Raw genomic sequence first — 13,241 nt, 5'->3', positions numbered from 1 at the left:
AAAAATAAGAAAATCGGGGCGCGGAGTTTAACAGTTAACCCCGGCCTGCACAGGCCGGGGATTATCCTGAGCGCTATCGGTTCAGGCGTTTGTCGATCAACCCGTCTACGACGCTTGGGTCAGCCAGGGTTGAGGTATCGCCCAGGCTGTCCAGTTCGTTGCAGGCGATCTTGCGCAAGATGCGCCGCATGATCTTTCCGGAGCGGGTTTTCGGCAAGGCAGGCGCCCACTGGATCAGTTCCGGTTTGGCAAAGCTGCCAATTTCCTTGCTGACCAGGTCCAGCAAGTGCTTTTTCAGCGCATCGCTGGGCTCGACGCCGTTCATTGGCGTTACAAAGGCATAGATGCCCTGGCCCTTGACGTCATGGGGATAGCCGACCACAGCGGCTTCAGCGACCTGGTCATGCAGCACCAGGGCACTCTCGACCTCGGCGGTGCCGATGCGATGGCCGGATACGTTGATCACATCATCGATGCGACCGGTGATCCAGTGGTCGCCGTCTTCATCGCGGCGCGCGCCGTCGCCGGTGAAGTAGTAGCCGGGATAGGGCTTGAAGTAGGTGTCGACCATGCGCTGCGGGTCGCCGTAGACGCTGCGAATCTGCCCCGGCCAGCTGGCCTTGATCGCCAGCACGCCACTGCCGGCGCCGCTGATTTCCTTGCCCTGCTCATCGAGCAGCACCGGTTGTACGCCGAACATCGGCTGTGTCGCGCAGCCCGGCTTGATGCGCTGGGCGCTGACCAGCGGGCTGAGCATGATGCCGCCGGTTTCGGTTTGCCACCAGGTATCGACGATGGGGCAGCGCTGTTCGCCCACCGCATTGAAGTACCAGTCCCAGGCTTCCGGGTTGATCGGCTCACCGACACTGCCCAGCAGGCGCAGGCTGGCGCGGGAGGTGCTCTCCAATGGACCGTGGCCTTCACGCATCAGGGCGCGCAAAGCGGTGGGCGCGGTGTAGAAAATATTCACCTGATGTTTATCGATCACCTGCCAGAAGCGCGAGCTGTCCGGATAACTCGGTACGCCCTCGAACATCAGCGAAGTAGCGCCATTGGCCAGCGGACCGTAGACGATGTAGCTATGCCCGGTGACCCAGCCCACATCGGCGGTGCACCAGAACACTTCGCCCTCTTGGTAGTCGAGTACGTACTTGAAGGTCATCGCCGCTTGCAGCAGGTAGCCGCCAGTGGTGTGCAGCACGCCCTTGGGTTTGCCGGTGCTGCCGGAGGTGTAGAGGATGAACAGCGGATCCTCGGCGTCCATCGGCTCGGGTGGGCAGTTGTCGCTGGCGGCGTCCAGGGCCGCTTGGTACTTGAGGTCGCGGCCCTCGTTCCAGTTCACGCTGGCTCCGGTGCGCTCGACCACCAGCACCGTGCTGACGTTCGGGCAACTGGCCAGGGCTTTATCGACATTCTGTTTCAGCGCCACGGGCTTGCCGCCGCGCACGCCTTCGTCGGCGGTTATCACGGTGCGGCAGTCGGCATCGAGAATACGGTCACGCAGGGCGTCAGGCGAAAACCCGCCAAACACCACTGAGTGCACCGCGCCAATTCGCGTGCAGGCCAGCATGGCGTAGGCCGCTTCCGGGATCATCGGCATGTAGATGCACACGCGGTCGCCTTTTTTCACGCCACGGTTTTTCAGCACATTGGCCAGGCGGCTGACGTTTTGATGCAGTTGGCGGTAAGTGATCGTGGAGGATTTTGACGGATCGTCGCCCTCCCAGATGAAGGCCGGCTGATCGGCGCGTTGCGCCAGGTGACGGTCAATGCAGTTGTAGCTGACGTTCAGTTGGCCGCCGGCAAACCATTGGGCGGCACCGGTATTGATGTCTGACTGCTGGACGGTGTGCCACGGTGTTATCCAGTCCAGAAAGGCCTTGGCCTGTTCGGCCCAAAAAGTGTCCGGCTGTTCGATGGATTGGCGATAGAGGCGCTGATAGTCCTCTTGACTGAGTTGCGCAGCCCGGCGGACGGCATCGGCGGTGGGAAACGTGCTGATATCGAACATGAGCGATCCTTATTCTTGTTTTTGCGACAAGTGATAAAGATGCACCCTGTGGTGGGAGGGTTCAAGGCCAACGTCCAAACAGACGTTGGCCTTGAGTGATCAGCATCAGCCGCGGTGACGACCGCGGAAGTAGTTGATCAGGCCCTGGGTCGAAGCGTCCTCGGCTGAGGTTTCTTCGGCGCCCGTCAGGCGGTTGTAAACGCCTTTGCCCAGTTCTTTGCCCAGTTCAACGCCCCATTGGTCAAAAGCGTTGATGCCCCAGACCACGCTCTGCACGAACACCTTGTGCTCATACATCGCCACCAGCGCACCGAGGCGACGCGGGCTGATGCGTTCGACCACGATGGTGTTGCTCGGACGGTTGCCCGGGATCACCTTGTGCGGTGCCAGCTTCTGCACTTCCGCTTCCGGCAGGCCCTTTTCACGCAGCTCGGCTTCGGCTTCGCCGCGGGTCTTGCCGAGCATCAGTGCCTGGCTCTGGGACAGGCAGTTGGCGTATAGCCACTGGTGGTGATCGGAGACCGGGTTGAAGCTGACGATCGGCACGATGAAGTCGGCCGGGATCAGTTGCGTCCCTTGGTGCAGCAGCTGGTGGTAAGCGTGCTGCCCGTTGCAGCCTACGCCGCCCCAGATCACCGGGCCTGTATCGGTGGACACTGGCGTGCCGTCCTGGCGCACGCTCTTGCCGTTGGATTCCATGTCCAGCTGTTGCAAATGCTTGGTGATGTTACGCAGGTAATGGTCGTACGGCAGGATCGCATGGCTCTGCGCGCCCCAGAAGTTGCCGTACCACACGCCCAGCAAACCCAGCAGCACAGGCATGTTGGCTTCGAACGGCGCGTTCAGGAAGTGCTGGTCCATGGTGTAGGCACCCGACAGCAGTTCCTTGAAGTTGGACATGCCGATGGCCAGGGCGATTGGCAAGCCAATCGCCGACCACAGCGAGTAACGCCCACCTACCCAATCCCACATCGGGAAGATGTTCTCTTCGCGAATACCAAAGGCCACGGCCGCCGCGTTGTTGCTCGAAACGGCGATGAAGTGGCGATACAGCTCAGCTTCCGAACCACCCTGGGCCAGGTACCAGGCGCGGGCGGCCTGGGCGTTCTTCAGGGTTTCAAGGGTGTTGAAGGATTTGGACGAGACAATGAACAGCGTGGTCTCGGCGCGCAGCTTCATGGTCAGCTCGTGGAACTCGCTGCCGTCGATATTCGCCAGGTAGTGGCAACGCACGCCTTTGTGGGCGTAGGACAACAGTGCTTCGGAGACCAGTTCCGGACCGAGGAACGAACCACCGATGCCGATGTTCACCACGTCGGTGATCGGCTTTTCGGTGTAGCCACGCCACAGGCCGTCGTGGATGCGGCCGACCAGGTCAGTGATCTGGTTCAGCACCTTGTGCACGTCCGGCATGATGTTCACGCCGTTGACCGACAGCTTGTCACCCACCGGGCGGCGCAGGGCGGTATGCAGCGCCGGGCGGCCTTCGGAAGAGTTGACGGGCTCGCCGGCGTACAGCGCATCAATCGCGCCTTTAAGGTTCACTTCCTTGGCCAGGTCCACCAGCAGGTCGCGGGTTTCGCTGGTGATCAGGTTTTTCGAGTAATCGAGGAAAAGTCCGCAGCTGCTCAAGGTAAATTGGGAAAAGCGCTGAGGGTCGGCATTGAACGCTTCGCGCATGCTGAAATCCTGCATGGCTTGGCGATGTTGAACAAGCGCTTGCCAGGCGGGCAGAGCGGTAACGTCGTGAGGGGTGCGGTAGTACGCCATCGCTGCGGGTTTCCTTTTATTACAGGGACTGCCTTTAGGACACTTAAAAGCCCGGAACATCCATTCTTGTCTCAACGACTGGGTTCCAGACAGCGCTAACCATAGCGCAGGGCGATTACATTAAACCTAGCGTGTGGATATGTCTTGGCTTTGTCTGCGCTGTGGCCGGTACTTTTTTATACCGGCACAGCCGTCGGGGCAACAGGTGGAGGGTAAAGTGGGGTCAGGCGAGGTTCAGGTGCAGGTTATCGATCAGGCGCGTGGCGCCCAGATAAGCGGCGACCAGGATCACCACATCCCGATCTTCAGCCGTGGCCGGGCGCAAATTTACGCCTTGGCGCACTTCCAGGTAGTCCATGCGTAGCCCTGCGGCTTCAATCTGCTGGATTTGCTCGGCGCGAAGCTTGGCGAAATCATGATCACCGTCTTGGATGGCCGTGGCGATCTGGCTGAGCGCGCGGTACAGCACCGGCGCGATCGCACGTTGTTCCTCGGTGAGGTAACCGTTGCGTGATGACAGCGCGAGGCCGTCCGCTGCACGCACGGTGGGTTCACCGATAATCTGGATCGGCATGTTCAGATCGCGGACCATGGCGCGAATGACTGCCAACTGTTGGTAGTCCTTCTGGCCAAATACGGCCATGTCGGGCTGGACCATGTTGAACAACTTGCTGACCACCGTGGCCACGCCTTCGAAATGCCCTGGGCGGCTGGCGCCGCACAAGCCTTCGGACACTTGTGGCACGCTGACGCGGGTCTGGCCGTTCATGCCATCGGGGTACATTTCCTCGACAGTGGGCGCGAACAGCAGGTTGCAGCCCGCCTGCAGGAGTTTTTCCTGGTCGGCGGCCAATGTGCGCGGGTATTTATCCAGATCTTCGCCGGCACCGAATTGCAGTGGATTGACGAAAATGCTCGCCACCACGAAATCCGCCTGCTGCGCGGCCTTGGTCACCAGGGTGGCATGGCCGCTATGCAGGTTGCCCATGGTAGGCACAAAGCCGATGCGTTTGCCGGCGCTGCGGGCGTGGGTCACGGCAGCCCGCAGTTCGCGGACGGTTTTAACGGTGTTCATGCCGAGAATCCGTGTTCAACGCCTGGGAAAGTCACATTCTTGACTTCGCTGACGTAAGCGCTCAGGGCTGCGTGAATGCTGTCCTGGCCGGCCATGAAGTTCTTCACGAACTTGGGCACGTGACCGCTAATCGACAGGCCGAGCATGTCGTGCAGGACCAGCACCTGACCATCGGTGGCGGAGCCGGCGCCAATGCCGATTACCGGCACTTTGACGGCCTGGGTGATTTCTGCGGCCAGTTCGCTGGGGACGCACTCCAGCACAATCATCGCGGCACCGGCTTGTTCCAGGGCGATGGCATCGGCACGCATCTGGCGTGCCTGGGCTTCATTGCGACCCTGTACCTTGTAGCCGCCGAGGATGTTCACCGACTGCGGGGTCAGGCCCATGTGCGCACATACCGGTACACCGCGTTCAGCCAGCAGCCGGATCGACTCGGCCAGCCACACGGCGCCTTCGACTTTGACCATATGGGCGCCGGCCTGCATCAGCTTGCCGGCGTTCTGGAAGGTCTGCTCAAGCGTGGCGTACCCCATGAACGGCAGGTCGGCGATGATCAAGGCGCCGTCGTTGCCACGCTTGACGCTGGCGGTGTGGTAGGCAAGTTCATCCGTGGTCACGGGCAAGGTGCTGTCATTCCCTTGAAGAACCATGCCCAGGGAGTCGCCCACTAACAACACTTCAACCCCGGCCTGGCAACAGGCGTTGGCGAAGGTGGCGTCATAGCAGGTCAGCATGGTGATTTTTTCACCCTTGAGCTTGAGGCTCTGCAAGGTGGTCAGGGTAATGTCTGGCATGAAAAGGGTCCTCGTTCAGGCGCTTGGAAACAGCGAGTAACGCGCGTGAGTCTTCGTTTATACAGGCGCACTGTCTTGAAAGCAGTGCTTATAAGGCCTGGATTGCGCCCTGTAGCGCCGTGTTGGCGGCAGCGGGACGCCTATAGTCGTGAGGAGGACACGGGAAGTCAATTGGATGTGTTACCGCATTGTTACGATGGCGGTGTTACCGCTGTTACTGACGCCATTGCGCAACTTGTGCGCGGTTTTACGGCAGAGGAGATCAAATGTGGAAGCTGGCTTGCCTGCGATGGCATCCACGCGGTGTGGCTGATACACCGAGTCGCTTGTATCGCAGGCAAGCCAGCTCCCACATTGACCGAGTCATTCTTGCGGTAAGCGTTCCAGGCCGACGAATGGGCAGGCTGTGAGCAGGGCGCTCAAGCGTTGGCCGTCAGGCAGTTGCAGGTCGGTTGACGCCAATTCAGCCAGCGGATACAGCACAAAGGCGCGCAGATGCATCTGGTAGTGCGGCACCTTGAGGCGCGGTTCGTCGATCAGGCGATCACCGAACAGCAAGATATCCAGATCCAGTGTGCGTGGGCCCCAGCGCTCAAGACGTTCGCGGCCCTGGTCATTCTCGATGGTTTGCAGTGCGTCGAGCAGGTCCAACGGCGCCAGGCTGCTGTCCAGTGCCGCAACCGCGTTGGTGTAGCGCGGTTGGCCCGGGAGCAGGGAGTCACTTTGATAGAAGGCGGACACACCAGCGAGGTGGGTGCCAGGCAGTTGCGCCAGCGCCTCGATCGCGCTGCGCAATTGCTGTTGCGGGGCAGCCAGGTTGCTGCCCATGCCGATGTAGATACGTTCCACGTTTATTCGCCCGCGGCGCCCGAGGCATCGGCACTGCTGCGTTTACGCTTACTGCCGCTGCGGCGACGCTTTTTCGGCCCTTCACCGGCACCATCGCCTTTGCTGCCAAGCTCACGAATCATTTCGCGGCGCTGGCTGTCATTGGCGTCCTGATAGTCAGTCCACCATTCGCCCAGGCCATCGGTCTGCTCACCGGCGCTTTCGCGCAGCAGCAGGAAGTCGTAGCCGGCACGGAAACGCGGGTTGTCCAGCAGCAGGTCGGCACGCTTACCGCTGCGACGCGGCAAACGCTCCTGCATGTCCCAGATTTCGCGGATCGGCATGGTGAAGCGTTTCGGGATAGCGATGCGTTGGCATTGCTCGGCGATCAGTTCGTGAGCGGCTTCCTGCATGGCCGGGATCGGCGGCATGCCACGGTCCTGCAGGCGCAGTACGCGCTTGGGCAGCGCTGGCCACAGCAGGGCGGCAAACAGGAATGCCGGGGTTACCGGTTTGTTCTGCTTGATGCGCAGGTCGGTATTGACCAACGCTTCGCTGATTAGCGTGTGGGTGTACGTCGGGTTGTATTCCAGCGCCTCGGCACTGGCCGGGAACAGCGGGTCGAACAACTGCAGGTCGACGAGCATTTCGAAGGTGTCGGCGGCATACCCCGAGAGGAACAGCTTGAGCACCTCTTCGAACAGGCGTGCCGAGGGGATTTCCCGCAGCATGGGCGCCAGATCGCGAATCGGCGTGGCAGTGTGCTTCTCGATACCGAAGTTGAGTTTGGCCGCGAACCGCACGGCGCGCAGCATACGCACCGGATCTTCCTGATAGCGCTGGGTCGGGTCACCGATCAGGCGGATCAGGTTATTGCGAATGTCGTGTACGCCATTTGCGTAATCGAGGATGCGCTCGCTGACCGGATCGTAATAAAGGGCATTGATGGTGAAGTCGCGACGTTGCGCGTCCTCCTCCAGGGTGCCGTAGACGTTATCGCGCAGGATGCGCCCGCTCTCGTTGCGGGAAGACTGATTGGTGTCTTCTTCGTCATCGTTTTGCGGGTGACCGGCGCGGAAGGTCGCGACCTCGATGATTTCGCGACCAAAATGGATATGCACCAGCTTGAAACGCCGGCCGATGATTCGTGCGTTACGAAACTCGGCGCGCACTTGTTCAGGCGTGGCACTGGTGGCTACGTCGAAATCCTTGGGCGTGATATTGAGCAGCATGTCGCGTACGCAACCACCCACCAGGTAAGCCTGGTAGCCGGCGTTCTGCAAACGTTCGACGATGTTCACTGCATAACGGCTGAATTGAGCGCGCTGCAACGAATGCTGGCTGCTGTTGAGCACTTCAGGCGTGCTGCGTTTGTGTTGCGTACGACGCAAGGGAGAACGGAATGACTGGAACAACTTCTTCAGCATGGGATGCACTGTTTGAAGGAATGTTCGGCCATAACGAAGAATGACCGCATGATGGGCGGGGATTCTAGCATTTAGTCAGGGGATGGTGTAGGAACAAGCTACAGGCATTGCGCCATAAGCGTTTTGGGGGCAAATCCCGGAAACTACAAGGGGAGCCGAAGCTCCCCCAGAAGTAGTTGCGTGCTCTATTTTTATTATTGATTTCGGGCTTCTTGTTTTTGTTGATCGCCCTCGCCATGAAGCTTCACCTTCATGACACTCCCAATCGAGAGTCAAGAGCAAACGGATTGCTTTGGTCGCTGTGCTGCTGATCTACGATCCAACCAGTTCAGGCTCTGCCTCAGGGCAGTTTTTGTTGTTCTCGGCCTGGTTGCGGGGCAAGCCCCAAATGCAACGCCTCTCCAAAAGAATCAGTTAGCTGCGCCTCCGCCGTGTTGTTTTTGTTATGCGTGAGTCGATTCGTCTTATTTTTATTGTCTTGTACAAAGCTTGTTATTGTTTTTGTACTAAGCATATAGCAGGGTGCGTGCCAACTTTTGTGCCGGCCAGCAAAATCAGGGGGTTGAGGTGGTTTTGCAGTTTTCAGGGGCAAAAAAAAGCCGGGGCTTCGTTACCGTAAGCCCCGGCTTTTGTTACGTGAAAAGTCAGCGGTAACAGTTTTTTCACATCTGCAGGTGTTACCTGTGGGGGCGCCCCCTCAACTCTCGCTGGCAACCCCGGTCTTGCGCCGCGGAATGCCCAGGCGCTGGCGCCGCTCCCACAGGCACTTGCGACTCACACCCAGTTTGCGGGCCAGTTCGGTCTCGGTCATATGGTCCTGATGCTCCAGGACGAAATGCTGGAAGTAGTCTTCCAGTGACAAATCCTCCGTCGGCTCATGACTGGTATTGCTACCGCCGCCCTGTTGTGGGGCCAGGCCGATGAAGTCATCGTCTTCCAGGTCACTGAGCTCGATATCGATGCCCAAAAGCTCGGCGGAAATCTCCGGGCTTTCCGACAGGATCACCGCGCGCTCCACGGCGTTCTCCAATTCCCGCACGTTACCCGGCCACGAGTAATGCCGGATTGCCTGCTCGGCGTCCGCGGCAAACTTCAGGTCGGTACGGTTGATGCGTGCGCTCTGGCGTAACAGGAACGCACTGGCGATCTCGTTGACGTCGGCGCCGCGCTCGCGCAGGGCTGGCAATTTGAGGGCGATCACGTGCAGGCGGTAATACAAGTCTTCACGGAACTGGCCGATCTTGGCCAGGCTCTTGAGGTCACGGTGCGTCGCTGCAATAAGCCGCACATCAACCTTTTGCGATTGCACCGAACCGACTCGGCGAATCTCGCCTTCCTGCAACACCCGCAACAAGCGCGCCTGGGCTTCCAGTGGCAGCTCGCCGATTTCATCGAGGAACAAGGTGCCGCCGTCCGCCGCTTCAACCAGGCCGGCACGCCCGGCGCTGGCGCCGGTGAACGCGCCTTTCTCGTGACCGAACAGTTCGGACTCGATCAGCGATTCAGGGATTGCCGCACAGTTCACCGAGATCATCGGTGCCTTGGCGCGCTTGGACAGGTTGTGCAGGGCGCGGGCTACCAGCTCCTTGCCGGTGCCCGACTCGCCCTGGATCAATACATTGGAATCGGTCGGCGCCACCTTGCGGATCTTGCTGTACAGATCCTGCATCGGCGGGCAGGAGCCGATGATGCCGATCTCGCCATTGCTGTTGTCCACACCAGGTTTGTCGGCGCCGTTGGTCGCTTTACCGGCTGGGCGTTGTTCGGCAGGCGCGCTGCTGGCCGACTGACGGTCACGCAGGATGCGGGCCACGGCCTGGAGCATCTCATCGTGATCGAAAGGCTTGGCGATATAGTCCACCGCGCCCATCTTCATCGAGTCGACCGCCGAGCGCAGGCTGGCGTAGCTGGTCATGATCAGCACCGGGGTGCCTTGGCCCAGCTTGATCAGCTCGGTGCCCGGGGCTCCAGGCAGGCGCAGGTCGCTGACAATCAGGTCGAACGTGGGGATGCTGAACCGCTCCTGGGCTTCCTGCACCGAGCCGGCTTCGCTGACCTGGTACTGATTTCGTTCAAGCAGGCGACGCAAGGCAGAGCGGATAATGGTTTCGTCTTCGACGATCAAAATGTGCGGCATTGATTCAATTCTCTCGACGGTCTCAGTTCACAGCGGACGTCGCTTCGACATGACGCGGCAAGGTCACCCGGATACGGGTGCCGCGTTGGCTTTCGGTGTCAGCCGGGCTGTCGATGGTGATTTGTCCATAATGCTCTTCAACGATGGAATAGACCAGTGCAAGGCCCAGACCGGTACCTTCACCGGGGTCCTTGGTGGTGAAGAAGGGTTCGAACAATCGGTCCATGATGTTCTGTGGGATGCCGCTGCCTTCGTCCTCCACGATCAGGTCGACCGTGTGCTCGAAAGCCTCGCTCTTGACGCGCACAGCGCTGCCGGCCGGCGATGCATCGCGTGCGTTGGACAGCAGGTTGATCAGCACTTGGGCCAGGCGTTGCGAGTCGCCATCGACCCAATGTTCCGGATCACACAGATTAAAGAACTGTACTTCGAAATTGCGCCGATTCAAGGCCAGAAGCCCAATGGCGTCCTGCGCGACCTCGGCCAGGCATACCGCTTCGTCCTGGTTTTGATGCGCGCCGGAGTGGGCGAAGCTCATCAGCGACTGCACAATGCGCGAAACACGCTTGGTCTGTTCAAGGATCTGCCCGCTGATTTCGGTGATTTCACCGTCTTCCTCGCGCTCTTCGCGCAGGTTCTGCGCCAGGCAGGCGATACCGGTGATCGGGTTGCCGATTTCGTGGGCCACGCCGGCTGCGAGACGACCAATACTGGCCAGGCGCTCGGAATGCACCAGCTTGTCTTCGAGCATCTGTGTGTCGGTGAGGTCTTCCACCAGCAAAACCAGGCCGCTGTTACCGGGGGCCAGGGGCTCATCAATGGCGGCTTTGTGCAGGTTGAGCCAGCGGGTCTGGCCGTCGAGGGCCAGGTGCTGCTTGTGCAAATGCTCGTCGGGCAGGTTGATAAACCCCTGAAGCAGTTCTTTCCACGGATCGGCCAGGGTATTGAGGCGCGAGCCCACTACCCGCTGCGCGGCGATGCCGGTGAGTTCTTCCATGGCCTTGTTCCACATCAGGATTTCCTGGTCCTTGGCCAGGGAACAGACACCCATCGGCAGTTCCTGCAAGGTCTGGCGGTGGTAACGGCGCAAGGCATCGAGTTCGGCGGCCAGGCCGGTGAGGCGCGAGTGGTAATCCTCCAGCCGGCTTTCGATGAAATGAATGTCTTCGGTCACGTAGTTTTCGCCGCCCGCCTTGTAGGGCAGGAAGGTTTCGACCATGTCCTGGGACACGCTGGGGCCCATCAGGCCGGAGAGGTTGGCCTCGATACGGTCACGCAGACGGCGCAGGGCATAGGGGCGACGCTCGTCGAACGGCAGGTAGAGGTCACGCAGTGCTTGCTCGACCTCCTTTTGCGCCGCCTTGGCGCCCAGAGGCTTGGCCAGTTGCGTGGCAAACTCCTGGGGCGAGGCTGCGTGCAGCTCGCGGCGTTGCGGGCGACGCACGTTGTCCACTGCGCAGGCTTCGGCGGCGCTGGTTTCTTCGGCGCTGGCGTTGGTGAACAGTGAGATCAGGGTAAACATCAGTACGTTGGCGGCCAGCGAGGCGATAGCCGCCATGTGCCAACTGGTGTCGTCGAGCACGTAAATCATGTTCAGCAACGGGATGTAGAATCCCTGCAAGTTGCCGACCAGTGGTAGCAACATGGTGACGATCCACACCAGGATCCCCGCCAGCAGCCCGGCGATAAAACCACGGCGGTTGGCGGTCGGCCAGTACAGCACCGACAACACCCCCGGCAGGAACTGCAAGGTGGCGACAAACGCGACAATGCCAAGGTTGGCCAGGTCTTGCCCGGCGCCGAGCAGCAGGTAGAACCCGTAGCCGGCGGTAATGATCGCAACGATCAGCGCACGGCGGGTCCATTTCAACCAGCGGTAGATATTGCCTTCAGCCGGCGGCTGGTACAGCGGCAGCACCAAGTGGTTGAGTGCCATGCCCGAGAGTGCCAGCGTGGTGACAATGATCAATCCACTGGCCGCCGACAAACCGCCGACATACGCCAGCAGTGCCAACGCCGGGCTGTTGGCGGCAATGCCGATGCCCAGGGTGAAATACTCAGGGTTGGTGGTGGCCCCCAGTTTCAGGCCGGCCCACAGGATCAACGGCACCGCCAGGCTCATCAGTAACAGAAACAGCGGCAAGCCCCAGCTCGCACTCACCAGTGAGCGTGGGTTGAGGTTTTCGGTGAAGGTCATGTGGTACATGTGCGGCATTACGATCGCCGAGGCGAAGAACACCAACAGCAGCGTGCGCCACGGGCCTTCCTGCAAGGGTGTGTGCAGGGCGGCGAGGGCAGTCTGGTTTTGCAGCAGCCACAGCTCCAGCTGTTGCGGGCCGTCAAATACGCCGTAGAGCGCATACAGGCCGACGCCGCCGATGGCGATCAGCTTGATGACCGACTCAAAGGCAATTGCGAACACCAAGCCTTCGTGTTTCTCGCGGGTAGCAATATGGCGCGAGCCGAAGAAAATTGTGAACAGGCTGATCAGTGCACAGAAAGCCAGGGCAACACGGTGTTGCACGGGTTCGCGGGTCAGGATGCTGATGGAGTCTGCCACTGCTTGAATCTGCAGGGCCAGCAACGGCAGTACGCCGATCAGCATGAAAATCGTGGTCAGCGCACCGGCCCAGGTACTGCGAAAGCGGAAGGCAAACAGGTCCGCCAGGGATGATAACTGGTAGGTACGAGTGATTTTCAGGATCGGGTACAGCAACACCGGCGCCAGCAGGAACGCACCGGACACCCCCAGGTAACTGGACAGAAAACCGTAGCCGTACTGATAGGCCAGGCCCACCGTACCGTAGAACGCCCAGGCGCTGGCGTACACGCCCAGGGACAAGGTGTAGGTCAGCGGATGGCGAATGATCGCCCGCGGAATCATTCCGCGCTCACTGATCCAGGCCACGCCGAACAACGCAGCCAGGTAGGCGGCGCTGATCAGCAGCATCTGGGTGAGGCTAAAGCTCATCGGCATCTTTTTGGCTCTGCAGGATGAAGGTCACGACGATCAGGATCAGCCACAGCAGATAAGGGCGATACCAGGCACCCGTGGCGTCGATCCACCAATCCATGATGGCGGGGGAGAACAGGTAGATCCCGACGACCAGCAACAGGACCAATCGATAGATGTACATATTGGCCTCTGATTAAAAATCTGCGGCGATGGTAACGGATGGCGGGCAACCTGCAAGCG

The 13,241-nt window shown here is 60.2% G+C and carries 9 protein-coding genes; all 9 read right to left on the bottom strand.

Features of this window, described 5'->3' with window-relative positions:
* Positions 1 to 73: 73 nt before the first annotated feature.
* The 9 genes from acs to PSEBG33_RS04455 all read right to left on the bottom strand — a co-directional run bounded on the left by acs (position 74) and on the right by PSEBG33_RS04455 (position 13,182).
* On the bottom strand, positions 74 to 2,011 hold the full coding sequence (gene acs, locus PSEBG33_RS04415) for an acetate--CoA ligase (RefSeq protein ID WP_005791466.1): 1,938 nt from the start codon (positions 2,009 to 2,011) through the stop codon (positions 74 to 76).
* Positions 2,012 to 2,116: 105 nt separating this feature from the next.
* Entirely contained in the window at positions 2,117 to 3,781 is a 1,665-nt protein-coding gene (pgi, locus tag PSEBG33_RS04420) for a glucose-6-phosphate isomerase (RefSeq protein WP_005791464.1), read from the bottom strand.
* 223 nt (positions 3,782 to 4,004) lie between these two features.
* Entirely contained in the window at positions 4,005 to 4,856 is an 852-nt protein-coding gene (gene panC / locus PSEBG33_RS04425) for a pantoate--beta-alanine ligase (RefSeq protein WP_005791463.1), read from the bottom strand.
* Positions 4,853 to 5,653, bottom strand: coding sequence for a 3-methyl-2-oxobutanoate hydroxymethyltransferase (panB, locus tag PSEBG33_RS04430; protein ID WP_005791461.1), 801 nt, complete (start codon positions 5,651 to 5,653; stop codon positions 4,853 to 4,855). The genes panC and panB overlap by 4 nt, the downstream gene beginning before the upstream one ends.
* Before the next feature lie 363 nt (positions 5,654 to 6,016).
* Complete coding sequence (folK, locus tag PSEBG33_RS04435; RefSeq protein WP_005791459.1) at positions 6,017 to 6,502, bottom strand: 2-amino-4-hydroxy-6-hydroxymethyldihydropteridine diphosphokinase; 486 nt, start codon at positions 6,500 to 6,502, stop codon at positions 6,017 to 6,019.
* Positions 6,503 to 6,504: 2 nt separating this feature from the next.
* On the bottom strand, positions 6,505 to 7,908 hold the full coding sequence (locus PSEBG33_RS04440; protein WP_005791457.1) for a polynucleotide adenylyltransferase PcnB: 1,404 nt from the start codon (positions 7,906 to 7,908) through the stop codon (positions 6,505 to 6,507).
* 697 nt (positions 7,909 to 8,605) lie between these two features.
* Positions 8,606 to 10,045 (bottom strand): sigma-54-dependent transcriptional regulator, encoded by a 1,440-nt coding sequence (locus tag PSEBG33_RS04445; protein WP_005791455.1) that lies wholly within the window; start codon positions 10,043 to 10,045, stop codon positions 8,606 to 8,608.
* Positions 10,046 to 10,067: 22 nt separating this feature from the next.
* The gene (locus PSEBG33_RS04450) at positions 10,068 to 13,022 is read right to left on the bottom strand and encodes a sensor histidine kinase (protein ID WP_005791453.1); all 2,955 of its coding nucleotides are present in this window, start codon (positions 13,020 to 13,022) and stop codon (positions 10,068 to 10,070) included.
* A complete protein-coding gene (locus PSEBG33_RS04455) occupies positions 13,006 to 13,182 on the bottom strand; it encodes a hypothetical protein (protein WP_003176118.1) in 177 nt (58 codons plus the stop codon). Before PSEBG33_RS04455 ends, PSEBG33_RS04450 begins: the two co-directional genes overlap by 17 nt.
* Positions 13,183 to 13,241: the final 59 nt, after the last annotated feature.

The sequence above is a fragment of the Pseudomonas synxantha BG33R genome (genome assembly GCF_000263715.2).
Lineage (GTDB): Bacteria > Pseudomonadota > Gammaproteobacteria > Pseudomonadales > Pseudomonadaceae > Aquipseudomonas > Aquipseudomonas synxantha_A.
Note: the sequence above shows the minus strand (reverse complement) of the source record. Positions and strands in the feature narration are given on the sequence as shown.

Coding starts and splice junctions, on each gene's coding strand:
- acs (WP_005791466.1), bottom strand. CDS start 2,011: ATGTTCGATATCAGCACGTTTCCCACCGCCGATGCCGTCCGCCGGGCT.
- pgi (WP_005791464.1), bottom strand. CDS start 3,781: ATGGCGTACTACCGCACCCCTCACGACGTTACCGCTCTGCCCGCCTGG.
- panC (WP_005791463.1), bottom strand. CDS start 4,856: ATGAACACCGTTAAAACCGTCCGCGAACTGCGGGCTGCCGTGACCCAC.
- panB (WP_005791461.1), bottom strand. CDS start 5,653: ATGCCAGACATTACCCTGACCACCTTGCAGAGCCTCAAGCTCAAGGGT.
- PSEBG33_RS04440 (WP_005791457.1), bottom strand. CDS start 7,908: ATGCTGAAGAAGTTGTTCCAGTCATTCCGTTCTCCCTTGCGTCGTACG.
- PSEBG33_RS04445 (WP_005791455.1), bottom strand. CDS start 10,045: ATGCCGCACATTTTGATCGTCGAAGACGAAACCATTATCCGCTCTGCC.
- PSEBG33_RS04450 (WP_005791453.1), bottom strand. CDS start 13,022: ATGCCGATGAGCTTTAGCCTCACCCAGATGCTGCTGATCAGCGCCGCC.
- PSEBG33_RS04455 (WP_003176118.1), bottom strand. CDS start 13,182: ATGTACATCTATCGATTGGTCCTGTTGCTGGTCGTCGGGATCTACCTG.